The organism is Streptomyces sp. NRRL B-1347 (assembly GCF_000720325.1).
Classification (GTDB): domain Bacteria; phylum Actinomycetota; class Actinomycetes; order Streptomycetales; family Streptomycetaceae; genus Streptomyces.
Genome location: NZ_JOJM01000056.1, coordinates 1 through 24,180, shown reverse-complemented (window position 1 = coordinate 24,180; position 24,180 = coordinate 1). Strand labels below are relative to the sequence as shown.

The window sequence follows — 24,180 nt, the reverse complement described above, 5'->3', positions numbered from 1 at the left end:
CGGACCGGCGCTAGGCCTTGAGGGCGTGTCCCGTCGTGACGTCCACGTGGTCGGGGACCTCGTCGTGCCGGTCCCCGACCGTCAGCGTGCCCGTGGGCTCGAAGACCAGGATCTCGGCGCCGACGCGCGCGCTCGGCTTGTGCTCGGTGCCGCGCGGGACCGTGAAGGCCGACCCCTTCGGCAGCGTCACCGTGCGCTCCCCCGACGGCTCGCGCAGGGCGATGTCCAGCTCGCCGTCCAGGACGAGGAAGAACTCGTCGGTGTCGTCGTGCACGTGCCACACATGCTCGCCCTCGACCTTGGCCACGCGTACGTCGTAGTCGTTGACGTGCGTGACGATACGGGGGCTCCAGCGCTCGTCGAAGGAGGCCAGGGCCTCGTCGAGAGCGACCGGCATACGCCTCTGGGCTGCGGTTTCTCTACTCATGAGGCCATCGTGACCCTTGGCCCGAGCGGCCACGAGTGCTAGAAATCGCATATGACGCAAGAAAACTCGCAGGGGTGGCCGGGCGCTGGGGCCGGGGCGTCGGGTGGGGCCGCGGGCGGGCCGTCGGGTGAGCCGTCGGGCGGGGCCGCGGGCGAGCCGTCGGGCGGGCTGTCGGGTGGGCGGGGGCATCGGGTCGTCGTCATCGTCGATGAGAACTCCAACCCCTTCGAACTCGGCTGCGTCACCGAGATCTTCGGCCTCCAGCGGCCCGAGCTCGGCCGCGAGCGGCCCGCCCTGTACGACTTCGCGCTGTGCTCGCCCGAGCCGCGCACCCTCATGCGCGACGGCTTCTTCACGCTCACCGGCGTGGCCGGGATCGAGGCCGCCGACACCGCCGACACGCTGATCGTGCCCAACCGGCCCGACACCGAGGTGCCGCGGCGCCCCGCCGTCCTGGACGCCGTACGGCGCGCGCACGCGCGCGGGGCCCGGCTCGTCGGCTTCTGCAGCGGCGCGTTCACACTCGCCGAGGCCGGGGTGCTCGACGGGCGCCGCGCCACCGCGCACTGGCAGTGGGCCGACGACTTCCGGGCCCGCTTCCCCGCCGTCCGGCTCGAACCGGACGTCCTCTTCGTCGACGACGGCGACATCCTCACCGCCGCGGGCAGCGCCGCCGCGCTCGACCTCGGCCTGCACATCGTGCGCCGCGACTTCGGCGCGGAGGTCGCCGTGTCCGTGTCGCGGCGGCTCGTCTTCGCCGCCCACCGGGACGGCGGGCAGCGGCAGTTCGTGGAACGGCCCGTCCCCGACGTGCCCGACGAGTCGCTCGCGCCGCTGCTCGCCTGGGCGCAGGAACGGCTCGGCGAGCCCCTCACCGTGGCCGGGCTCGCCGCGCGGGCCGCCGTCAGCCCGGCCACGCTGCACCGGCGGTTCCGGGCGCAGTTGGGTACGACGCCGTTGGCCTGGCTGAACGGGGAGCGGGTGGGGCTCGCGTGCCGGCTCATCGAGCGCGGGGAGGAACGCCTTGACGTGGTGGCCCGGCGCAGCGGCCTCGGCTCCGCGGCCAACCTCCGTGCCCGCCTGCGCCGGGCCACGGGCCTGACCCCCACGGCCTACCGCCACCGCTTCGGCCCCTGACGGGGCCTGCTCCCCGCCTCCTCGGCCGTACCGCACCCCCACGCAACGCGCCGCTACCGCGGCGGTTCCTCCCCCACCCACCCACCCGTAACACGCGGCTTCGCCATGCCCGACCCCGACGCGTAGCGCCGCGGGTGGGTGGTCGCCGCCCCCCTGCCCGGGCGGGGGCGGGTGGGCAGGACTGCCCCCGGCGCACGGAGCGAGGCCCATGCGGTCTACTGCTGCCACAAGCAAGGCAGCTGGGCGGGTCCCAGTGCAGCAGCGGAGACGCAGGCCGAGGCTGGTGCCCCGTCATGGGGTTGGCCAGGCTGCGGCCGACGCTGCCGTCACCGGTGAGGGGCGGGCGGCAGGACCACCCCTCACCCCGCTGTGGGCAATCGTCCCGCAGGGCGAGTGGGGCATCCCCTGCTCGAGCGAAGCCGAGAACTTGGGGAGGGGTGGGCACAGCACCCAGGTGCCGCCCAGCCGATACACCAAGGCCCCAGGCCCGCAGAGGCAGACGCGCGGGGCAGGGCGTCACCAGGGGGCGGGTCGGTGGGACCACGTCGTGCGCAGGCGCCCGGCCTCCCGGCCAGGGCCCGGTGTCGCCCGGCCCAGAGGGGGGCCGCAGGGGCAAGCCCCTGTTTCAGGAGGCGGGCCCCGGGGGCTGCCCGGGGACGTCGCCGTGGCCTCGGCCGGTCAGGGCGGCCAGGCTGTTGCGAACGTGGTCCATGTGCGCCCGCACCTCGTCCCACCGCTCCCCGTGCTCACGCAACACCCGCTCCGTGTCCCGCCCCACCCGCTCCTCCCGCACCCTGGCCTGCGAGATCAGCTCGGCGGCACGCGCGGCCGCGTCCTCCTCGCCGTGCCGGGCAGCCTCCTCCGCCTCGGCGTAGGCCCGCTTGGCCTCGGTGAGCCGGGCCTCGGCCGCCGCGACGAGGGCCGCCTCGCGGGCGTCGGCCACCGCCTCCCGCTCCGCGATCTCCCGCTCCGTGGCCTCCCAGCGCTCGCCGTGCTCCTTCTCCTGCTCGGCGAGCAGCCCGCTCGTGCGCCGGCGCATCTCCCGCAGCGCGGCGAGCGCCTCGCCGCGCCACTCCTTCGCGTCGCCGCGCGCGGCGATCCGCAGCTCGTCGGCGGCGGTCCGCGCGGCGAGCAGCCGCTGCCGGGCCCGCTCATCGGCCTCGCCCCGCACGGAGTCGGCGTACGCCCGCGCGGCCTCGCGCAGCTCGTCGGCGGCGGCCCCCACGGCCTGCCCGAGCTCGTACGTCTCGGCCACGGCGGTGTCCCGCACGGCCGCGGCCTCCTCCTCGCTCAGCGCGAGCAGGTACTGGGCGCGCCGGCCGAGCTCGTCGTACGTCTGCGGGGCGAGCCGCGCGACGGCCTCGCGCAGGCGCGCGGCCTCCTCCCCCATGTCCCGGGCGAGGACGGTGAGCCGGGCGGCCCGCTCCCACGCGGCGTCCCGGTCCCGGGACAGCGCGACGGCGTACGCCTCCACCTGCTCGGGACGGTAGCCGCGCCCGCGTACGGCGACGAAGCCATGAGGTGACGCACCGCTGCCGCTCATCCTGGTTCCCCTCTTTCGCCCACACGGACTCTCACCGTCGCGCTGACTCTCTCCGCCGCGCCACCCGCGTACAACGCGATTGGCGCACATCTTGATGGATCAAGCGGAAGTGGTCATAACACGACACTCCGTCAGCGCCATCCGGTCAAGGATGCGTCAATTGGGGCCGGAAGTCGGAATCGGGGTGTCGTTCCGCAGTGCGTCGAAGAGCCGTTTGGACCCCTCGGAGTCCCGTACGACGACGCCGCCGACACCGGGCACCCCGGGAGCGGCCGCGCACTCACGGGCGCACGACCGGGGCGCTCGACCCGCCGTGCGGATCGAGCGCCCCGGTCACCCGGCGGACCGGGCGCGCCGCGTACGGACGCGGGCTACAGCAAGCCGTCCCACATCTGCTCAAGGAGCACCGACCACCAGCTCTCCGGCGAGGACAGCGCGGCCGGGTCGAGCGCGGCCAACTGCGACTGGAAGTCGACGGTCCAGCGGCCCGCCTGCTCCTGGTTGAGGCCATAGCGCAGCCGCCACATGCGGCCCAGCAGCCCCAGGCAGCGCACGAACTCGGGCAGCCCCGTGTTCACGAACTGCGGCGGCACCGGAGCCCCGCCGGGACCGGCCTCGACCGGCACCGCGACGATGTGCGCCGTACCGTACTGAACACAGATCGCCCGGCCGAAGTCGCTGCCCATCACCAGGTACGAGCCCGCGTCCGACGCGGGCGCCACCCCCCGCTCCTGCGCCAGCTCCGCGAGCGTCGGCACCGGCCGCCCCGGCTGGGCCTGCGCCCAGAAGAACGGGCCGAAGTCCAGGGGCAGACCCGCCACCACGAGCGTGTGCGCCACGACGTCCGGCACGCCCTGCCGCGACACCGCCCGCTGGTCGAACCGGAACACCCCAGGGCCGAACGCCCCGGCGAGCTCCTGCGCCACGCCCTCCGGCGGCACCGGCGGCGTGGGCGCCACCGGCGGCAGCGGCGCCCGCACCGGCGCCGGACGCGCCGGACCGTCCGCCACCTGGTGCAACTCGCCCTGGTGCGCGAGCAGTTGCTGCATGCCCTGCTGCCGCGACGCGTGGTCCCTGCCGTACGGCGCGATCGAGGTGATGCGCGCCTGCGGCCAGGTCTCCCGGATCATCCGCGCGCAGTACGCGCCCGGCAGCTCGCAGGACTCCAGCTCCGTGTGCAGCTCCAGGACCTGGTCCGGCGGCACGTTCATGCCGCGCAGCTCGTGGAAGATCTGCCACTCCGGGTGCGGGGTGCCCGGCGCCGACCGCCTGATCACCTGCTGCTCGGACCCGTCCGCGGCGCGGTACCGCAGCACGGCCTGGTAGCCGGGGCCCACGGTGGGCTGCCCGGTGGGCGGCTGCGGATAGCCGTACGGCTGCCCCGCGCCGGGCGGCGGCATGCCGGGACCCGGCGGCGGCATCATGCCCGGAGCGGGCTGCGGCATGCCAGGAGCACCCGGGGCCGCGGGCGGCGGGGGCGCACCCGGGCCGCCGACGGCGGGACCCGCGAGCATGGTGGCGGCGTGGTGGACGCCACCACCCGGAGCCCCCGGAGCCCCCGGAGCGCCCGGAGCGCCCGGAGCGCCAGGGGGCTGCGGAGCGCCGGGAGCACCGGGCGGACCGGGAGGCTGCGGCGCACCGGGAACACCCGGGACACCGGGAGGCTTGGGCGCCCCGCCCATGCTCGGGTCGGCCAGCATCGTCGCGGCGTGGTGCGCCCCACCGCCCGGCGCACCCGGGACACCGGGCGGGCCGGGAGGCTGCGGAGCACCAGGAGCAGCACCAGGAGCACCCGGAGCGCCGGGAGCACCCGGAGCCGCCGGAGGCTGGAGCCCGCCGCCCATGCTCGGGTCCGCCAGCATCGTCGCGGCGTGGTGCACCCCACCGGGCGGCGTACCCGGAGCGGCGGGCGGCTGCGGAGCGGCAGGCGGCGGCGTCGCACCGGGAGGCTGCGGCGCGCCAGGAGGCTGCGGCCCCTCCGGGCCGAGCGACGACACGAGCTGCGTCGCCACATAGCCGCCACCGGGCGCACCAGGCGCACCGGGCACACCGGGCACACCGGGCGGCGGCGCACCCGCGCCACCACCGACAGCGGCACCCTCGGACGCGACCGGCGCCTGCGGCACGGGCGGCGGCGTCGCACCCACGGGCGGCGGCGGCATGCCGGGCCCGCCCGGAGCCGCACCCACAGGCGGAGGCGGCACACCAGGCCCACCCACGGCCGAACCAGCGGGCGGAGGCGGCATGTTGGGCCCGCTCACCGCCGAACCGGCAGGCGGGGGCGGCAGGTCAGGACCACTCACGGCCGAACCAGCAGGCGGCGGCGGAAGGTTGGGACCACTCACCGCCGCACCCGCAGGCGGCGGCGGAAGGTTCGGGCCCGCGCCCGGCACCCCGGGCACCGGCTCCTCGACGGCGGGCGCGACCGCCGTCTTCGGGAGCTGACTGCCGCCCGAGATCAGCGCGGTCTTCGCCTCCGGCGACACACCCGGCGACGCGTCCTCCTCCTCGCCGTCCAGATTCACCGGCGGCGAGAACACCGTCGCGGGCAGCGGCACCGCCACGTCGTCGTCATCGGCACCGACGTTCGTGTCCGTACCCGCCCACGGCGTCTCCGACGACGGCACGGCCGAACCCGAGACGCCCACCGACGCCCCGGCCGACCCACCGGCCGCAGGCCACGCCGTACCGCCCCCCGAAGGAGCGGGCGTACCGGAAGCGGGCAGCGGGCCCGCCGACGTCACCGCGGGCTCCGGAGCCACCGGCGCGGCCGGAACCACAGGCTCCGGCGACGCCCCGGCCCCGCCCCGCGCCGCCGCGGACTCCCCGGCCGACGACCGCCGGTCCGGAATCCCCAGCTTGTCCGCCGCCTCCTGCAACCACTCCGGCGGACTCAGCAGGAACGACGTCTGATTCAGATCCATGCGCTCCGGCGCCGCGGGCGCCGCGGCCGGCTCCGGCACGTCCGGCACCCCGTACTCCTCCTCGTACCGGCGGATCACCTCACCCACCGGCAGCGCCGGCCACAACGTGGCCTCACCGCTGTCCCGGGCGATGACCAGCCGCTGACCACCGCCGTCCGAACGGGGACCGCCCTCGCGGTCCTCCGCCCAGACCACGAAGCCCAGGTCGAACTCCCGCACCCGCACCTCCCGGTGCCCGGGCGGCGGCACGTCACCGTTGATCCACTCCTCGGCGCGCTCCTGCGCCTGTGCGAAGGTCACCATCTCGGAGCTCACTCCCCCACCGGGACGACGCGCGCGAAGCCGCCGTCCACCATCAGGTTCGCCACGGTCTCCAGCTCGGGCGGACTGCCCGCGAGCCGGGACAGGAACGCGTCGAAGTCGTCACCGCACGGCAGCAGCAGCCGCTGCACCCGCTCCGCGGGCGCCCAGGACGGGTCCACGTCACGCGCGTCGTCGTACGCGCAGAACCACACCGAGCCGATCCGATCGCCCTTCACCTTCACCGCGAGCAGACCGCCCTGCACGAAGCCGACCCCCAGGAAGTCCTTGGTCAGATGGTCACGCAGACACTTGTTGACGTACACCAGGTCGTTCACGGCCGCCTCGTCACGGACCGTGAAGAACGGCTGGTCGATCAGCAGACCCAGCTCCGCGTCGAGCGCCGTACCCACCGGCGCACACCCGCCCGCCGCCTTCAAGAAGGAGCGGTACGCCCCCGGCAGGCGGTAGCCCAAATCCTCCTCGACCCCCGTGACCTGCCCCTCCGTGACAGCGAGCGCCGCCTTCGGCAGGGCCAGATGCGCCGGACGCGTCTCCTGAAGCGGCCGCGTACCCCGCTTGTGATGATCCACGGCAGACGTGGCGATGCCACCGTGATGCCGCAGCAACGCCTTCACCTCGACCGGCACCAGCTCCACCCGGCGACCGCCCGGCACGTGGTGCCAGGTCCAGCCGTGCGGGGTCGCCACCGCCGGAATCGTGTCCCACAGCTCATGACCCGACGCCGCGAGCGCCGCGTTCGCCGACACGTAGTCCGTAAGCCGCAGCTCGTCCACGCCGAAACCCTCCGGCGGCTCCGCGATCTCCGCCGCGGCACGCGCGTACGGCGAGAAGTCCGGATAGCCGTCACCGTCCACCCGCACCCCCCTGGGATGGCGCGCGGCGCGGACCGGGTCCGGGAAGTGCACGACCTGCCCGGCGTAGGCCGCGTTCGGCGGCGCGGCCTGCTGCCCGAGCCGACCTGGCCGACCTGTCGTCATGGCGGTTGCCCTCCTGCGGCACTGTCGAGGTTCACGGATGGCGACAGCCTATGCGGAAGGACGACACGGGTCATCGGGCCTCCACATCCGTGACCACCCGCCACGAGACCGTCACCCAGAGACGAAACCCGGTCGTGTCGCACCGACCCAGCTTCCGCACCAGGCGCCCCATTTGGCAGTCTGTTCCCGCAACGCGGGGGCGTGGCACCAGCGGCCGACGCCGCGGGCACGGGGAGGGAAACACCACATGCACACGGCACAAACCAGCATGTCACGGACCACCGACACATCCACGGAAAGCGCCGGAACCGTTCACTCCACGACCACAGCAACCACCACCACGGCAACCACCCGGGGCACCACCGGCACCCACAGCCCCCCGGGCACCACAGCCGCCACCGCACCCGCCGCATCCGGCGGCGACCCCCGCGTCGGCTGGAGCAGCGTCCCCGCCGACGCACCCATCCTGCTCCACCGCCGCGACGGCATCCTGCCGACCGTCGCCGCCGCACTCTCCGTCCGCGGCACCACCCTCACCGCCACCCCCAAGCGCGGCGAAGACCCACCCGACCTGCACCCCCTCGTCCAGGACTTCCTCGACGCCCTCCCCAGCGCCCAGCGCGAACGCTTCACCGGCCGCTGCGCCGAAGCCCAGCTCCTCTCCCGGCACCTCACCACCGCCGACGCCGGCCGCTCCAAACGCGCCCGCCGCAAACCCATGACCAACGGCGAAGCCCGCAAAGCCCTCAAGCACGCCAAACTCACCACCCGCCGCATCCGCGAGGACGGCGACCCGCTGCACGGCGCCTTCGCCCGCCCCTGCCGCTCCTGCACCGCCCTCACCGACCACTTCGGCGTCCGCGTCGTGGACCCCACGGCGGCCGACGGCTGACACCACCGCGCGCCGTCCACATCCGCACCGCACCACGAGGGCTCCCACCACCATGCACACCGACCACTCCACCCGCTTCCCCGTGCCCGTCGACGCCGCCCTGCGCACCGCGGGCTGGCGACCGGGCCGCTGGGACATCAAACAGGCCGAGATCTGGGCCGACGTCCTGCGCCGCCACACCTCACCCGCGGGACACCAGCACGCCGTCTTCCCCGCCGCCGTCGAAGCCTGGGCCGAATTCGGCGGCCTGCACATCACCCCACAGGGCCCCGGCCGCCAGATAGCCCCCGCCACCCTGCACCTCGACCCGATGTACGGCCTCCACCTCGCCCGCACCCTCGGCGACCTCGGACGCGCCCTCGGCACCCAGGTCACCCCCATCGGCGAAGAGACCGAGACCCAGGCACTGCTCGCCATCGACGCCCGCGGCCGCGTCTACAGCCTCGACCACACCGGCGACTGGTACCTGGGACAACACATCGACCAGGCCCTCACCACCCTCGTCGCCGGCACCCGGCCGGTACGCCTCACCGCCGGCACGTAGGCGCTTCGCTGGATCTCGCCGCCCTGTGCCGCCTGGCGACTGCGGGTCCATCGTGGCCGGCCGCGCCACGCGGCGGAGCCGCCATCGACACCGCCCCGCGCCCCTACGAGGCACTCCCGCCCGGCGGCACACGCCGATCAGGCCCCGGCCGCCCCCGCAGGAAGCACCGCCGACACCCGGAAACCACCCGCGTCCGTCGGCCCCGACACGAACACCCCGCCCAGCGCCGTCACCCGCTCCTTCATCCCCACCAGACCATTGCCACCACTCGGCAGCCGCGCGTCCGCCGGAGCCGTCTCCGGCGGCGGACCGTTCTCCACCTGCATCGCGATCTCCGCACTCCGATGCGCGAGCCGCACATACGTCTTCGCACCCGCCGCGTGCTTGAAGACGTTCGTCAACGCCTCCTGCACCACCCGGTACGCCGTCTCCTCCACATCCGCCGCATACGCCCGCGACTCCCCCTCCACGGACATGTCCACCACCATGCCCGCCGCCCGCGACTGATCCACCAGCTCGTCCAGCTCCGCCAGACACGGGCCCTCCACCGCCTCCGCGGCCTCCTCGCCCCCGGCCCGCGACGCCGCCCGCTCCGCCGCCATCCCCACCGCCGCCAACGGCACCGGCGCCGGAGCCGGCTTCGGCGGCGCCTCACCCGCCCGCAGCACCCCCAGCATCTCCCGCAACTCCGTCAGCGCCTGCCGGCCCATGTCACCCACCAGCGCCGCGTTCTTCACCGCCTTCTCCGGATCCTTACGAGCCACCGCCTGCAACGCCGCCGCGTGCACCACCATCAGGCTCACCCGGTGCGCCACCACGTCATGCATGTCCCGGGCGATCCGCGTGCGCTCCTCGTTGCGCGCCCACTCCGCCCGCTCCTCCGCCCGCTCCGCCAGCAACTGAAGCTCCCGCTCCAGACTGTCCGCCCGCTCCCGCAACGACTCCATGAGCCTCCGCCGCGCACCCACGTACAGACCCAGCAACAACGGCGGCGCCGTCACCCCCAGCGACGTACTGATCGCGATGAACGGGATGACCCCCTCGCCGATCGTCAGATCCCCGCTCGCTATGTCCTGATTGGCCCGCACCATCGTCACGATCAGCGTCCCCGCGAGCGACATCCCCGCCAGCGCCCCGATGATCCGCCGCGGCAGCTCCGAAGCCGCCAGCGTGTACAGACCCACGATCGTCATCAGGATGCCCATCTGCGCGGGCGTGATCGCCACCGCGACCAGCACCACCGCGATCGGCCAGCGCCGCCGCAACACCAGCGTCGCACCGGCCAGCACCCCGAAACCCACACCCACCGCCAGCGGCAGCCCGGCATCCCGCGCGAACTCCACACCCTCCACGCCGCACTCGGCCGCCGACACGACGCCGAGCCCCACATCGAGCACGGCACTGCGCCGCCGCTCCCACCACCACGGCCCGGTCCTGGCCGCGGTTCCGCTGTCCCCCGTCGTGGTCATGTCTTCCAGCCTACGGGCGCCGACGCCCGGTTTTCCGGTGAGTTTCCGGCACGCGATCGCCCCGCGCCCTACCCGCACGGCCCACGGGCGACGCCCGAACCGCCAGGTAACCCTCGAACAGTTGAACCGCCCAGATTTTCGACCCGGAACCCCGAATTCCCAACGAGGCTCGCCGCATGACCGAGATCACCGACTTCGATTCCCTCCGCCACCGCGCCGTCGCGCTGCGCCGGTCCGGGCTGAGCCTCCGCCAGATCGCCGACGAGCTCCAGGTCCGCAGCAAGGACCTCCTCCAGCGCCTGGTCGAGGGCGAACCCGCACCGGAGTGGACCAAACGCCCCCGAGCCAAGGACGACCTCCGCGCCCGCGCCCGCAAGCTGCGCCGCCAGGGCTGGACGTACGACGAGATAAAGACGGAGCTCGGCTGCTCCAAGAGCTCGGTGTCCCTGTGGGTACGGGACCTGCCCAAGCCGGAGCCGCGCTGCACCCCGGAGGAACAACGCGCACGCATGAACGCGGGGCTGGCCAAGCTGCGCGCCGCGCAGGACCGCGAGCGCATCGCCACCCGACAGGCCGCGACGGCCTCCGTCGGCCCCCTCTCGGACCGCGAGCTCTTCATCATCGGGGTCGCGCTGTACTGGGCGGAGGGCACCAAGAGCAAGCCCTACGCCCGGCGGGAGCGCGTCACTTTCGTGAACAGCGACCCTGAAATGATCGAGCTCTTCCTGCGCTGGCTCGACCTCCTCGAAGTCGAGCGTGAGCGCGTGCGGTACTGCGTCATGATCCACGAGACAGCGGACGTACCAGGTGCCGAGCAGTACTGGGCGGACCTCGTCGGCGCCGACCGCTCCGCGTTCAACAAGACGACCATCAAGAAGCACAACCCCAAGACCGTGCGCAAGAACGTGGGCGAGACTTACCACGGCTGCCTGGTGATCCAAGTCCTGCAGAGCGCTGAGTTGTACCTTCGCGTTGAAGGATGGTGGGCGGGAATCGCCGCCCACACGCGTAGCCGTCTCAGGTAAGGTCTCAAGCGCTGTCCCCCGTGGTGTAACTGGCAGCACACTGGTTTTTGGTACCAGTAGGACAAGGTTCGAATCCTTGCGGGGGAGCCACAGTGCACACGGCCTAGGTTCGGGTCCTGACCCAAAGGTCGGGGCCCGCTTCCTTTTGCCCCGGTGAGCCACCTCGGGCACCCCGCCCGCCCAAGGCCCCCGGCCCGATTACGCCCCGGTATCCTGCGGATGTCCGAACCCCACGCATCCGAAGCCGAAGGGCACCCCCGTGAGCGCCAATTGCCCGGCAGCCGTCGTCGTACTCGCAGCGGGTGAGGGCACCCGTATGAAGTCGGCCACCCCGAAGGTCCTGCACGACATCTGTGGCCGTTCCCTCGTCGGGCACGTGCTCGCCGCCGCGCGCGAGCTCGCGCCGGAGCGTCTGGTCGCCGTCGTGGGGCACGGCAGCGAGCGCGTCACGGCGCACCTCGCCGAGATCGACCCGGAGGCCCGCACCGCGTACCAGGCGGAGCAGAACGGCACGGGCCACGCGGTCCGCATCGGCCTGGAGGAGATCGGCGGCAGGGTCGAAGGGACCGTGGTCGTCGTGTGCGGGGACACCCCGCTGCTGACGGGTGCGACGCTGAAGCGGCTTGCCGAGACCCACGCCACCGACGGCAATGCCGTCACCGTGCTGACCGCCGAGGTCCCCGACGCGACCGGCTACGGCCGCATCGTGCGCGACGCGGCCTCCGGCGCGGTCACCGCGATCGTGGAGCACAAGGACGCCAGCGACGAGCAGCGGGCGATCCGGGAGATCAACTCCGGCGTTTTCGCGTTCGACGGGCAGCTGCTGGCCGACGCCCTGGGCAAGGTGCGTACGGACAACAGTCAGGGCGAGGAGTACCTGACGGACGTGCTGGGCATCCTGCGCGAGGCGGGGCACCGGGTGGGGGCGTCCGTGGCGGCGGATCACCGGGAGATCGCGGGGATCAACAACCGGGTGCAACTGGCGGACGCGCGGCGCGTGTTGAACGACCGGTTGCTCACGGAGGCGATGCTGGCCGGGGTGACGGTGGTGGATCCGGCGTCGACGTGGATCGACGCGACGGTGACGTTCGAGCGGGACGCGCTTGTGCATCCGGGGACGCAGCTCCAGGGGGCGACGCACCTCGGTGAGGGTGCGGAGGTCGGCCCCAACACGCGGCTGCTGGACACGACGGTGGGTGCGGGCGCGCGGGTGGACAACACGGTGGCGAACGGCGCGGAGGTCGGCGAGGGGGCGTCCGTGGGTCCGTTCGCGTATCTGCGGCCCGGTACGCGGCTGGGGACGAAGGCCAAGGCCGGGACGTACGTGGAGATGAAGAACGCGACGATCGGTGAGGGCACGAAGGTGCCGCACCTGTCGTACGTGGGGGACGCGACGATCGGTGAGTACTCGAACATCGGGGCCGCGAGCGTGTTCGTGAACTACGACGGTGAGGCCAAGCACCACACGACGGTGGGGTCGCACTGCAAGACGGGTTCGGACAACATGTTTGTGGCTCCTGTCACGATTGGCGACGGTGCTTACACGGCGGCGGGGTCCGTGATCACGAAGGACGTGCCGCCGGGTTCGCTGGCCGTCGCCCGTGGCCAGCAGCGGAATATCGAGGGCTGGGTGGCTCGCAAGCGGCCGGGGAGTGCGGCGGCGAGGGCTGCCGAGTCGGCCTCCCGGGGCGCCGAGAACGCGGTCGGGGACAGCTGACCGGCAACCTGACTGGAAAAAGGTGCGCTGAACACCGCGTACCGTGATAGGTGCACACCAATCGGCTGACTCGTGGCGCGGCCTATGTCCTGGGATGCGGGGAATCGCTCCTGGACCTCTGGATGTATCGCGGGTGCAGCAGCGGAAGAACTCGTCTGAGGAGACAGTGCTGTGACCGGGATCAAGACGACCGGCGAGAAGAAGTTGATGTTCTTCTCCGGCCGCGCCCACCCCGAGTTGGCCGAGGAGGTGGCCCACCAGCTGGGCATCGGCGTCGTACCGACCAAGGCCTTCGATTTCGCCAACGGCGAGATCTACGTGCGGTACCAGGAGTCGGCACGTGGTGCGGACTGCTTCCTGATCCAGAGCCACACGGCTCCGATCAACAAGTGGATCATGGAGCAGTTGATCATGATCGACGCTCTGAAGCGGGCCTCCGCGCGGAGCATCACCGTGATCGTGCCGTTCTACGGCTACGCCCGTCAGGACAAGAAGCACCGCGGCCGTGAGCCGATCTCGGCGCGTCTGGTCGCCGATCTGATGAAGACCGCGGGTGCCGATCGCATCGTCACCGTCGATCTGCACACGGACCAGATCGTGGGCTTCTTCGACGGCCCGGTCGACCACCTCTTCGCCCTGCCGATCCTCGCGGACTACGTGGGCGCGAAGGTGGACAAGGACAAGCTCACGGTCGTGTCCCCGGACGCGGGCCGGGTGCGTGTGGCCGACCGCTGGTGCGACCGTCTGGGCGCGCCCCTTGCGATCGTGCACAAGCGCCGTGACAAGGACGTCGCCAACCAGGTGACGGTGCACGAGGTGGTCGGCAACGTCGAGGGCCGGGTGTGCGTCCTGGTCGACGACATGATCGACACGGGTGGCACGATCTGCGCGGCCGCGGACGCGCTGTTCGCGCACGGTGCGGAGGACGTCATCGTGACGGCGACGCACGGTGTGCTGTCCGGTCCGGCGGCGGACCGGCTGAAGAACTCGAAGGTGAGCGAGTTCGTGTTCACGAACACGCTGCCGACGCCGAACGAGCTGGAGCTCGACAAGATCACGGTCCTTTCGATCGCTCCGACCATCGCCAACGCGGTGCGGGAGATCTTCGAGGACGGCTCTGTGACCAGCCTCTTCGAGGAGCAGTAGGGTCCACGGGACCGGGTCCCGCTTGATCGTTTTGGGGTGCGGCCTCCCCGCCGAGTAGACTGTCGAAGTTGCTCGGCGAGGGAGGCCGTACTCATTGGGGTACGGCGGTCCGTTATCGACGCGCTCTTCGTAGCAGGCCAGTCGTATGGCCGGGTGACGCTTCCGTTCACCTTTCTACGAGGAGTGCTTCATGTCTGAGGTCAAGCTCGCCACCGAGACCCGTACCGAGTTCGGCAAGGGCGCCGCCCGCCGCATCCGCCGTGAGAACAAGGTTCCCGGCGTCCTGTACGGCCACGGCACGGACCCCGTCCACATCACGCTGCCGGGTCACGCCCTGATGATCGCCCTGCGCACCTCGAACGTCCTGCTGTCCCTGGACATCGACGGCAAGAACGAGCTGGCCATCCCGAAGGCCGTGCAGCGCGACCCGCTGAAGGGCTTCGTTGAGCACGTCGACCTGCTCCTGGTCAAGCGCGGCGAGAAGGTCACCGTCGAGATCCCGGTCCACACCGAGGGCGAGCTGGCCGCCGGTGGCAACCTGCTCGAGCACGTCCTGGACACGCTGCCGGTCGAGGCCGAGGCCACGCACATCCCCGAGGCCGTCACGGTCTCCATCGCGGGCCTGGAGGCCGGTGCCTCCGTCCACGCCAAGGACATCACGCTGCCCGCCGGTACGACCCTGGCCGTCGACGGCGACGCCGTCGTCCTGCAGGTCCTGGCCGCGCAGGCCGAGGAAGCCCCGGCCGAGGGCGAGGGCGACGCGGCCGCCGAGGCCTGAGCCACGCCTTGAGGCATGTCAACCGCCGTCCAGCGCCCTCCGGCGCTGGGCGGCGGTTGGGTTGTGAGCAGCGATGGAGGAGAGACGCAGATGACGACGGACCCGAGCGCTCCCTGGCTGGTCGTGGGTCTCGGCAACCCGGGGCCCGGCTACGCCATGAACCGGCACAACGTGGGCTTCATGGTCGTCGACCTGCTGGCCCAGCGGATCGGCGGCACGTTCAAGCGTGCCGGCAAGGCGCAGGCGCAGGTCCTGGAGGGCCGTATCGGCCCGATGGGGCCGGGCAGCCGCCGTGTCGTCCTCGCCAAGCCGACGTCGTTCATGAACCTGTCGGGCGGTCCGGTGACGGCCCTGCGCGACTTCTACAAGGTGCCGACGGCGAACGTCGTCGCCGTCCACGACGAGCTCGACATCGACTACGGCACGCTGCGGCTGAAGCTCGGTGGCGGTGACAACGGGCACAACGGTCTGAAGTCCATGACCAAGGCCATGGGCTCGGACTACCACCGGGTCCGTTTCGGCATCGGCCGGCCGCCCGGGCGGATGCAGGTCGCCGACTTCGTTCTGAAGGACTTCTCGTCCACGGAGCGCAAGGAGCTGGACTACTTCGTGGACCGGGCCGCGGACGCGGCGGAGTGCCTGGTCGTGGAGGGCCTGGAGCGGGCCCAGTCGACGTACAACTCCTGACCGGCGGTCCGTCTCCGGCTGATCCGCCACGGATGTTCCCCCGCCCACCCACCCCTGTTCGGGGCGGGTGGGCGGGGGTTTTTCGTCCTCCGGGTGGTCCTACAGGTGGTCGCGTACCTCGCGTCGCCTGCGGGCGATCGCCGCGAGCAGCGCACCGGCCGCGAGCAGCGCCGCAGCGATCCCCGATGCCAGCCACGCGCCGCCGGACCCGGTGTCCGGCAGGGACGGCGTCGGGCTCGACTCCGAAGGTGAGGGCGAGGGCGACGGCGGTTCGGTCGGCTCGGACGGCGACGGGGACGGGGAGTCCGACGGGGACGGCGAGGGCGAAGGCGAGTCCGACGGCGAGGGGGACGGGGACGGCGAGTCAGACGGAGACGGCGAAGGCGAAGGCGAATCCGACGGCGAGGGGGACGGCGACGGAGACGGCGAATCCGACGGAGACGGGGACGGGGACGGGGAGGGCGAGTCAGACGGCGAAGGCGACGGCGACGGCGAATCCGAGGGCGAAGGCGACGGAGACGGGGAGTCCGACGGCGAGGGGGAAGGCGACGGCGAATCCGAAGGCGACGGCGAATCCGACGGAGACGGGGACGGAGACGGCGAATCCGACGGGGACGGCGAAGGCGACGGGGACGGGGACGGGCGGACCTCGTCGACCACCCAGGGGGCCTCGGTGGCCAGCAGGCCCCGCGTGGAGCCGTCCGGCTGGCGCCGGTCGCCCGCGATGGCGATCTTGTTCCAGGTGCGCTCCCCGCCCTCGAACGGATCCCCGTCCGCGGCGCGGTCCGGCACCTCCATCAGCCAGCGCAGCGTGTAGCGCTCACCGGCGGAGAACACGTGTCCGTCGAAGTCGAAGCGGATGGAGCGGATGCGGCTCCAGTCGGTGACTTCGTCGGCGGGTACGAAGGACGGGTCGGGCTCACCGTCGCACTGGAAGGGCGCGCTCTTGTCGGGGGTGTTGTCCATCTCGGGGCGGCAGGGGTCGGGTTCCTCGGAGTACGTGATGGTCACGGGGGCGCCGCCCGCGTCGATGGGTCCGGTGAGGGTGGGGCGCCACTGGCTGGTGACGTCGTCCTCGTAGCGGCCGCTGGTGACGCCGTAGGTGCCGGGTGCGGGCAGCAGGTCGTAGGCGACGACGTTGGTGAGGTCGGTGTTGCCCATGTTGCCGAGGACGGTGCGGTATTCGACGGTGCCGGAGATGGTGGACTGGCCGACCTCGTCCTCCTTGCCGGGTACTTCGGCGGAGCCCTTGAAGGCGTCGTCCTTGTCGCCCTTGACCTCCTTGGTGACGAAGAGGGCGGAGGACTCGGCGATGGCGAAGTCGTCGGTGGCCTCGGCGACGTTCTCGGTGGTGTCGCCGTCGCCGTCGATGTCGTGGGTGTCGGTCCTGCGGGTGTTGATGGGCCGCTGGGCGTCGTAGAGCCCGGCGCGGTTGCCCGCGTAGTCGGCGGAGTCGGGCGAGCCGCCGTAGGTGCCGCTGGCGACGCCGGGTTCGACGGTGGTGCGGAACTCGTACACGCAGGAGGAGTCGTCGGCGGGGATCTGCGCGCCGGGTTCTGCGGTGAGTTCGACGCGGGTGCGCCCGTCGGGTCCTTCGGAGACGGTCTCGGTGAAGCGGTCGGCGGCCGGGCAGTAGTCGGGCTGGCCGTCGGTGAGGGTCCAGGAGCCCTTCTCGTAGGCGAGCTGGCGGGGTACGAGGTCGACGAAGCGGGGGCGCAGCGGGGAGGAGCCGGTGCGGTAGCGGTCGTTGCGGAGGGTCACGGTCCAGGTGTGGCTGCCGCCGGGGCCGACGGGGGTGGGGTCGGTGGACTTGGTCAGCTCGGGCTGGGAGACCTCGGGTTCGATGTGGAAGCTGGTGCAGGACTCTTCGTCGGCGGTGCCCGCGGCGCCGGTGAGGTTCAGGCGGGCGCAGTTGTCGACGTCGCCGCTGCCGCCGGGCAGGGCGGTGGCGTCGGCGCGGCCGCCGATCTGGGCGATGAGGCTGGTGCCCGCGGCGAGGCCGGGGACGTCGACGCGTACGGCGGTGAGGTCGCCGAGGCGGCTCAGGTCGATGGTCTGGCCGGTGGGGGTGACGGTCTCGGTGGTGCCGTCGCGGCGGGTGACGGTGACGGTCCAGTCGCCGGAGTAGGCGCCGCCGGAGGGGGTGGAGAGGCTGAGGGTCTCCGCGGTGAAGCCGTCGGGGAGGGTGTCGCTGAGGCGGGCGTCGGCGGCGTCGGTGCCGGTGTTGGCGAAGCGCAGGACGTAGGAGACGCGTTGTCCGTCGGCGGCGAGCGGGGTGTCGACGGACTTGTCGAGGGTGCCGGAGACCTCGCCGCCGCCGGTGCCGACGACGGTGTCGGCCTTGTCGCTGCGGGTGATCTCTTCGGTGCCGGGGCCGAAGGGGTCGCCGCTGAGGGTGGCGGTGTCGGTGAGGGTGGTGCCGTCGGCGACGCTGTCGCGCACCTTGACCCTGATCTCGTGGACGACGCCGTACGGGTAGGTCTTGACCTGGGCGAGCTGGTTGCCGGGCCGGTCGGGTTCGGTGTCGACGGGCCAGCTGATGGTGCGGGTGGCGGGGTCGTAGGTGTATCCGGCGGGGGTGGCGTCGACGAGGTCGACGCCTTCGGGGAGGACGTCGGTGAGGGTGGCGTTCTCCAGGGCGAGGTTGCCGCGGGGGCGGTTGGCGTTGCGCGGGTCGTTGGTGGCGGTGACCTTGTAGGTGATGGTCTCGCCGGGGCGGGCGCGGGAGGGGCCTTCCTTGCGGACGGCCGGGTTGGGTTCGGCGCTCACCTCGACGACGGCGTCGTCGGTGCTGGGGGTGCCGTCGCCGTTGGTGGCGGTCGCGGACATGGTCGCGCGCTGGTCGCCGGGGGGTGTCCAGTAGTCCTCGGTGGGCCAGCTGACGGTGAGCTGTGAGCTCTGGCCGCTGGCGATGGAGCTGTAGGTGACGGTGACGCTGCCGTCGTCGTTGGCGGTGACGCCGGTGACGCCGGGCGGGTACGGCTGGGAGACCACGCCCTTGCCGGAGGCGCCGGGCGGCGGGGTGAAGGTGACGGTCACCGACTGGCAGTCGCCGGGGATCGAGCACTGGATGAAGCCGTTGTAGGTGACGTGGTCGCCGGACGGCACCGGCGAGGTGCCGGGGTCGAGGCGGACGCTCATGCGGGCGTCGGCGCGGGCCGCGCTGTCGAGCGGGACCAGGGCGAGCGCCGCGAGGGCGGCGAGCAGGACGGCCACCGTGGCGCCGAGCGCGCGACGGTACCGGTGGGCGAGGAGGACCACAGCACTTCCGACCACGAGGGGACCTGAGGACGGGTCAACTGTGGGGCGGTGGGGGTGGCTTCCTCCGCTACGACAAGGCGTTAAGCGCACTTTTCACCTGAAAGGCCCCGCTCCCGGGAGGGTGCGGGGCCTTTCGGCGGTACGGGGCCTTCGGCGGTACGCGGCGGTGCGGGGCCGTGCGGCCGCGCGATGGTGTCAGCCGGTGTTGCGCAGTCCGGCGGCGACGCCGTTGACGGTGAGCAGCAGGGCGCGGGCGAGCAGCGGGTCGGCCTCGTCCGCGGCGGCGGCCGCGTCACGCTGCCGCTTGAGCAGGGCGACCTGGAGGTAGGAGATCGGGTCGAGGTAGGCGTCGCGGATGGCGAAGGTCTGCCGGAGGACGGGCTGGGCGTCGAGGAGCTCGTTCTCGCCGGTGACGCGGAGGACTTCGCGGACGGTCAGCTCGTGTTCGGCCTCGATGGTGGCGAAGACGTGCTTGAGGTCGTCGGGGACGAGGGTGTCGACGTAGTGCCGGGCGATCCTGAGGTCGGTCTTGGCCAGGGTCATCTCGACGTTGGAGACGAAGTTGCGGAAGAAGTGCCAGTGCTCGTGCATCTCGTCCAGGACGGTGTCGAGGCCGGCCTCGCGCAGTGCCTTGAGGCCGGAGCCGACGCCGAACCAGCCGGGCACGATCTGCCGCGACTGGGTCCAGCCGAACACCCACGGGATGGCGCGCAGGCCGTCGAGCGAGACGCCGGAGCCGGGGCGGCGGGAGGGCCGGGAGCCCAGGTGCAGGTCGGCGAGCTGGTCGACCGGCGTGGAGGCGAGGAAGTAGGTCGGCAGGTCCGGGTCCTCGACCAGCTTGCGGTACGCGGCGTGCGCGGCGTCGGAGACGACGTCCATGGCGGCGTCCCAGCGGGCGAGGGCCTCGTCGGACTGGCGCGGGGCGGTGTGCAGCACGGAGGCCTGGAGGGTCGCGGCGACCGTCAGTTCCAGGTTCTCCCTGGCCAGGGACGGCACGAGGTACTTGTCGGAGATGACCTCGCCCTGTTCGGTGACCTTGATCTCGCCTTCCAGGGTGCCCCAGGGCTGGGCGAGAATGGCGTCGTGCGAGGGGCCGCCGCCGCGGCCGACGGTGCCGCCGCGGCCGTGGAAGAGGCGCAGGCGCACGCCGTAGCGGTGGGCGACGTCGCGCAGCCGGCGCTGGGCGCGGTGGATCTCCCACTGGCTGGTGGTGATGCCGCCGAACTTGGAGGAGTCGGAGTACCCGAGCATGACCTCCTGCACGTCCCCGCGGAGGGCGACCAGCCTGCGGTACGACGGGTCGGCGAGCATCTCGTCGAGGATGACGTCGGCGGCGCGCAGCTCGTCGGTGGTCTCCAGGAGCGGCACGATGCCGATCTTCGCCCAGCCGGCGTGCAGGTCGAGCAGGCCCGCCTCGCGGGCGAGCACGGCGGCGGCGAAGACGTCGTCGGCGCCCTGGCACATGGAGATGATGTACGACTCGATGACCTCGGGTCCGAAGACCTCCAGGGCCTTCTTGACCGTTTCGAAGACGCCGAGGGTCTTCTGTCCGGCGGCGTCGAGGGGGGCCGGGGACGGCGCGAGCGGGCGGCGCGACCTGAGTTCCTTGGCGAGCAGCTTCTGGCGGTACTCGCGGGGCATGTCCGCGTACCGCCAGGACTCCTCGCCGAGGCGGTCGAAGAGCTGGCCGAGGGCGTGGTGGTGGGCGTCGGCGTGCTCGCGTACGTCCATGGTGGCGAGCTGGAGGCCGAAGGCGGCGAGGGTGCGGATGGTGCGGTTCATCCGGCCGTCGGCGAACAGGGCGCCCTTGTGGGCGCGCAGCGACGTCTGGATGAGCGTGAGGTCGTGCAGGAGCTCGGTGGTGCCCAGGTAGTCGCGGCCGGGCTCGTGCGCGGTGCCCTTGGCCAGGCGCTGCTTGGTGTTCTCCAGCTTCTGCCGGACGCAGGTGGCCTTGAGGCGGTAGGGCTCCTCGGCGTTGAGGCGCTTGTAGCGGGGGCTGATCTCGGGCAGCCGCTCCAGGTCGGCCTGGAGGGAGGCGAGGAGCTCCTCGGTGGCGCCGGTGTAGCGGATGGAGTTCGACAGGAAGCTGCGCAGCTCGTCGACGGTGTCGAGGGCGTCGTTGATGCCGTGCTCGTGCTGGAGGATCAGGACGTCCCAGGTGACGGCGGGCGTCACGTTCGGGTTGCCGTCGCGGTCGCCGCCGATCCAGGTGCCGAAGGTCAGCGGCCGGGTGCCCTCGGGCAGCTGGACGCCGACGCGCTCCAGTTCGGCGGTGAGGTCCTCCAGGACGTCGCCGACGGCTCCGGCGTGCAGTTCGTCCAGGTAGTAGATGGCGTTGCGGGCCTCGTCGGCGGGCTCGGGGCGGACCACGCGCAGTTCGTCGGTCTGCCAGACGAGGTCGATGTTCTCGGCGAGGCGGATGTCGTGGCGGCGCCGGTCGGAGGGGATGACCGGGGTCTCCAGGAGCTCGGCGACGCGGCGCAGCTTGTTGAGGACGGAGCGGCGGGCGGCCTCGGTGGGGTGGGCGGTGAAGACCGGGCGCACGTTGAGGTGCTCGACGGTCTGGCGCAGGTGCTCGGGGTCGGCGTCCTTGAGGCGGTCCGCGGTGCGGGCGAGCAGTCCGCCCTCGGCGGCGCGGCGGGCGCGCAGCTCGCGGCCGCGGTGCACCTGCTCGGTGACGTTCGCGAGGTGGAAGTAGGTGGAGAAGGCCCGGACCAGCTTGGCGGCGGTCTCCAGCTCGGTGCCGCCGAGCAGCTTGGCGGCGGCCTCGCCGTCCTCGCGGGTGAGGCGGCGGACCTTCTCGACGAGGTCGAGGAGCTCGGGCCCTTCCTGGCGGACGAGGGTCTCGCCGAGGAGGTCGCCGAGGCGGCGGATGTCGGCGCGCAGCTCGCTGGTGGCCGTGGTGGCGGCCTGCGGGGCGGTCTGGTCGTCGGCACTGCTCACAGGTGCGGCTCCTTGCGGTGAATCCCGGCCCTCGCGGGCTGCGGAATGGGGCATCCCCTGCTCGAACGGAATGGAGAGCTCGGGGAGGGTGGGCACGTCTGGGAGGGGTCCCGGCGGGTGAACCGGGGGAGATACAGAGCGGACCGCGCTGTCCGACCGATCCAAGGATAGGTGTCGATGCGATCCGGCTGTCTCGCGGCCTCTTGCCGCCGTGCCGCGCGCTGCGATACTTACGTGCCCGTAGGTTACGGTCCCGTAGGCGTGGCATGCGCCGAGCGCCGCGCGGGCACTCGCTCCCGTGGCACACGGCCTGTGCCCTCACCCTCGACCCCCCAGGGGAACGTCCAATGACCACAAGCCCCGACGTCATCGAAGAATCGAAAGGGGCGCCCAGCGGCGCCCCGCTCCCGTCCGCGACGCTTGGCGGCGAGCAGAAGGGTTCGCTGGAGCAGATCACGCTGCTGCTGTTCATCGTCGTCCCCTTCCTCGCCCTGGTCGCGGCGGTGCCGCTGGCCTGGGGCTGGGGGGTGAGCTGGCTCGACCTGGGTCTGCTCGTGTTCATGTACTTCGTGGGCTGCCACGGCATCACCATCGGTTTCCACCGGTACTTCACGCACGGCTCGTTCAAGGCCAAGCGGCCGCTGCGGATCGCCCTCGCGGTGATGGGTTCCCTCGCGGTCGAGGGCCCGCTGGTGCGCTGGGTCGCCGACCACCGCAAGCACCACAAGTTCTCCGACGCGGAGGGCGACCCGCACTCGCCGTGGCGGTACGGGGAGACCGTGCCGGCCCTGATGAAGGGCCTGTGGTGGGCGCACGTCGGCTGGCTGTTCGATCAGGAGCAGACGTCGCAGGAGAAGTACGCGCCCGATCTGATCAAGGACCCGGCGATCCGTCGCGTCTCGCGCCAGTTCGTGCTGTGGACGCTCGTGTCGCTGCTGTTCCCGCCGCTGGTCGGCGGTCTGGTGACGATGTCGTGGTGGGGCGCGGTCACGGCGTTCTTCTGGGGCTCACTCGTCCGTGTGTCGCTGCTGCACCACGTCACGTGGTCCATCAACTCGATCTGCCACGCCGTGGGCAAGCGCCCCTTCAAGTCCCGTGACCGCTCCGGGAACGTGTGGTGGCTGGCCGTGCTGTCCTGCGGCGAGTCCTGGCACAACCTCCACCACGCCGACCCGACGTCCGCGCGGCACGGTGTGATGCGGGGGCAGATCGACTCCTCCGCGCGCCTGATCCGCTGGTTCGAACAGTTCGGCTGGGCGTACGACGTGCGCTGGCCGACGCAGTCCCGGATCGACGCGCGCCGCAAGCCGACCGACGCGATCGATGCCCCTGGCAACCGTCAGGCCGCTGACGCGGCATGATGGAACACGTGGCGACCGACTCCAGCACTCCGGGCACGAAGGGCTCCTCCCGGGCCCCGAAGAGCCCGTCGAAATCGAACAACGACAAGCCCCGGCGTACCCGCCGGACCCGTATGACCGGCGCCGAGCGCCGCGAACAGCTGCTGGACATCGGCCGCACCCTGTTTGCCGCCAAGGGCTTCGAAGGCACCTCCGTCGAGGAGATCGCGGCGAAGGCCGGGGTCTCCAAGCCGGTCGTGTACGAGCACTTCGGCGGCAAGGAGGGCCTGTACGCGGTGGTCGTGGACCGCGAGATGCGCCAGCTCCTGGGCATGGTGACGGGGTCCCTGACCGCCGGGCACCCGCGGGAGCTGTGCGAGCAGGCGGCCTTCGCCCTCCTCGACTACATCGAGGAGTACACGGACGGCTTCCGCATCCTGGTCCGCGACTCCCCCATCCCCCAGTCCACGGGCTCCTTCGCCTCGCTGATCTCCGACATCGCGACGCAGGTCGAGGACATCCTGGGCCAGGAGTTCAAGACCCGCGGCTTCGACCCGAAGCTGGCGCCGCTGTACGCGCAGGCGCTCGTCGGCAGCGTGGCCCTGACCGGGCAGTGGTGGCTGGACGTACGCAAGCCCAAGAAGGCGGAGGTGGCCGCGCACCTGGTCAATCTGGCCTGGCACGGTCTGGACGGGCTCGAGCCGAAGCCGCGGCTCATAGGCCACCGCAAGTCCTGACGACAGCGCCCCGCCCACCGCGACGGGGCGCGCCCTCCGGGGCCCGGCCGGGCCCCGGAGCGGGCTACGCCTTGCGAGGCCGGGCCCTCGGCGCGCCCCGGCGACACGGGGGCCGCGCTACGCACCGCCGGGGCCCCACCGGGCCGAGCTCCCCGGGCAGGACCACCCCCGGTCCTGCGCGGCCCGACCCTCGGCGCGGGACGCCTGCCGCCGTTGCCCCACGCTGCTGCCCGGTGCCACGGGGCTCGCGCTGCGCGCCGCCGGGACAGTCCCACCCACCCGCCCCCACCGGACCGGGCTCTCCCGACG

General features: G+C 72.5%; 18 protein-coding genes and 1 tRNA gene. 12 read left to right on the top strand and 7 right to left on the bottom strand.

What is annotated here, in order from left to right; translation table 11 throughout:
• Positions 1–10 precede the first annotated feature (10 nt).
• Complete coding sequence (locus IG74_RS0133600; protein ID WP_030684920.1) at positions 11–427, bottom strand: cupin domain-containing protein; 417 nt, start codon at positions 425–427, stop codon at positions 11–13.
• A gap of 51 nt (positions 428–478) precedes the next feature.
• Here IG74_RS0133600 and IG74_RS0133595 point away from each other — a divergent pair, with 51 nt between their 5' ends.
• Complete coding sequence (locus tag IG74_RS0133595; RefSeq protein WP_420709982.1) at positions 479–1,564, top strand: helix-turn-helix domain-containing protein; 1,086 nt, start codon at positions 479–481, stop codon at positions 1,562–1,564.
• 625 nt (positions 1,565–2,189) lie between these two features.
• Here IG74_RS0133595 and IG74_RS0133590 read toward each other — a convergent pair.
• Together IG74_RS0133590 and IG74_RS49875 are read right to left on the bottom strand one after the other, a co-directional pair.
• Positions 2,190–3,107: a hypothetical protein gene (locus IG74_RS0133590; protein ID WP_030684915.1), complete on the bottom strand. Its 918-nt coding sequence runs from the start codon at positions 3,105–3,107 to the stop codon at positions 2,190–2,192.
• A gap of 371 nt (positions 3,108–3,478) precedes the next feature.
• The gene (locus IG74_RS49875) at positions 3,479–6,031 is read right to left on the bottom strand and encodes an SUKH-4 family immunity protein (RefSeq protein ID WP_234334534.1); all 2,553 of its coding nucleotides are present in this window, start codon (positions 6,029–6,031) and stop codon (positions 3,479–3,481) included.
• Here IG74_RS49875 and IG74_RS53655 point away from each other — a divergent pair.
• Positions 6,030–6,176, top strand: a complete 147-nt coding sequence (locus IG74_RS53655) for a hypothetical protein (RefSeq protein WP_234334536.1) — start codon at positions 6,030–6,032, stop codon at positions 6,174–6,176. The genes IG74_RS49875 and IG74_RS53655 overlap by 2 nt on opposite strands.
• 166 nt (positions 6,177–6,342) lie before the next feature.
• Here the strand turns inward: IG74_RS53655 and IG74_RS0133570 are convergent, their stop codons facing one another.
• The gene (locus IG74_RS0133570) at positions 6,343–7,332 is read right to left on the bottom strand and encodes an SMI1/KNR4 family protein (protein ID WP_030684907.1); all 990 of its coding nucleotides are present in this window, start codon (positions 7,330–7,332) and stop codon (positions 6,343–6,345) included.
• 247 nt (positions 7,333–7,579) lie between these two features.
• On the opposite strand from IG74_RS0133570, the gene IG74_RS0133565 reads away from it, so the two are divergent.
• Both IG74_RS0133565 and IG74_RS0133560 read left to right on the top strand, forming a co-directional pair.
• Entirely contained in the window at positions 7,580–8,224 is a 645-nt protein-coding gene (locus tag IG74_RS0133565; RefSeq protein ID WP_234334533.1) for a YwqJ-related putative deaminase, read from the top strand.
• A gap of 52 nt (positions 8,225–8,276) precedes the next feature.
• A complete protein-coding gene (locus IG74_RS0133560) occupies positions 8,277–8,768 on the top strand; it encodes an SUKH-3 domain-containing protein (RefSeq protein WP_030684902.1) in 492 nt (163 codons plus the stop codon).
• Between the two features lie 137 nt (positions 8,769–8,905).
• Here IG74_RS0133560 and IG74_RS0133555 read toward each other — a convergent pair whose 3' ends face one another.
• Positions 8,906–10,237 carry a sensor histidine kinase gene (locus IG74_RS0133555; RefSeq protein ID WP_030684900.1) on the bottom strand — a complete coding sequence of 444 codons (1,332 nt, stop codon included), beginning with the start codon at positions 10,235–10,237 and terminating at the stop codon, positions 8,906–8,908.
• A gap of 176 nt (positions 10,238–10,413) precedes the next feature.
• Between IG74_RS0133555 and IG74_RS0133550 the strand changes: the two genes are divergently transcribed.
• From IG74_RS0133550 to pth, 6 genes are all read left to right on the top strand, one after another.
• Complete coding sequence (locus IG74_RS0133550; RefSeq protein ID WP_030684898.1) at positions 10,414–11,262, top strand: helix-turn-helix domain-containing protein; 849 nt, start codon at positions 10,414–10,416, stop codon at positions 11,260–11,262.
• Between the two features lie 14 nt (positions 11,263–11,276).
• Positions 11,277–11,352, top strand: a tRNA-Gln gene (locus tag IG74_RS0133545).
• 169 nt (positions 11,353–11,521) lie between these two features.
• Positions 11,522–12,979 (top strand): bifunctional UDP-N-acetylglucosamine diphosphorylase/glucosamine-1-phosphate N-acetyltransferase GlmU, encoded by a 1,458-nt coding sequence (glmU, locus tag IG74_RS0133540; protein ID WP_078869244.1) that lies wholly within the window; start codon positions 11,522–11,524, stop codon positions 12,977–12,979.
• Between the two features lie 171 nt (positions 12,980–13,150).
• The gene (locus tag IG74_RS0133535) at positions 13,151–14,125 is read left to right on the top strand and encodes a ribose-phosphate diphosphokinase (protein ID WP_030684893.1); all 975 of its coding nucleotides are present in this window, start codon (positions 13,151–13,153) and stop codon (positions 14,123–14,125) included.
• A gap of 190 nt (positions 14,126–14,315) precedes the next feature.
• Positions 14,316–14,903: a 50S ribosomal protein L25/general stress protein Ctc gene (locus IG74_RS0133530; RefSeq protein WP_030684891.1), complete on the top strand. Its 588-nt coding sequence runs from the start codon at positions 14,316–14,318 to the stop codon at positions 14,901–14,903.
• Between the two features lie 90 nt (positions 14,904–14,993).
• Complete coding sequence (gene pth, locus IG74_RS0133525) at positions 14,994–15,590, top strand: aminoacyl-tRNA hydrolase (RefSeq protein ID WP_030684888.1); 597 nt, start codon at positions 14,994–14,996, stop codon at positions 15,588–15,590.
• A gap of 99 nt (positions 15,591–15,689) precedes the next feature.
• Here the strand turns inward: pth and IG74_RS48215 are convergent, their stop codons facing one another.
• Together IG74_RS48215 and ppc are read right to left on the bottom strand one after the other, a co-directional pair.
• Positions 15,690–18,866, bottom strand: a complete 3,177-nt coding sequence (locus tag IG74_RS48215; RefSeq protein WP_158857868.1) for a DUF11 domain-containing protein — start codon at positions 18,864–18,866, stop codon at positions 15,690–15,692.
• A gap of 180 nt (positions 18,867–19,046) precedes the next feature.
• Complete coding sequence (gene ppc / locus IG74_RS0133515; RefSeq protein ID WP_030684884.1) at positions 19,047–21,794, bottom strand: phosphoenolpyruvate carboxylase; 2,748 nt, start codon at positions 21,792–21,794, stop codon at positions 19,047–19,049.
• Positions 21,795–22,141: 347 nt separating this feature from the next.
• On the opposite strand from ppc, the gene IG74_RS0133510 reads away from it, so the two are divergent.
• Together IG74_RS0133510 and IG74_RS0133505 are read left to right on the top strand one after the other, a co-directional pair.
• Entirely contained in the window at positions 22,142–23,155 is a 1,014-nt protein-coding gene (locus IG74_RS0133510; protein ID WP_030684882.1) for an acyl-CoA desaturase, read from the top strand.
• A complete protein-coding gene (locus tag IG74_RS0133505) occupies positions 23,152–23,871 on the top strand; it encodes a TetR/AcrR family transcriptional regulator (protein WP_030684880.1) in 720 nt (239 codons plus the stop codon). The genes IG74_RS0133510 and IG74_RS0133505 overlap by 4 nt, the downstream gene beginning before the upstream one ends.
• Positions 23,872–24,180: the final 309 nt, after the last annotated feature.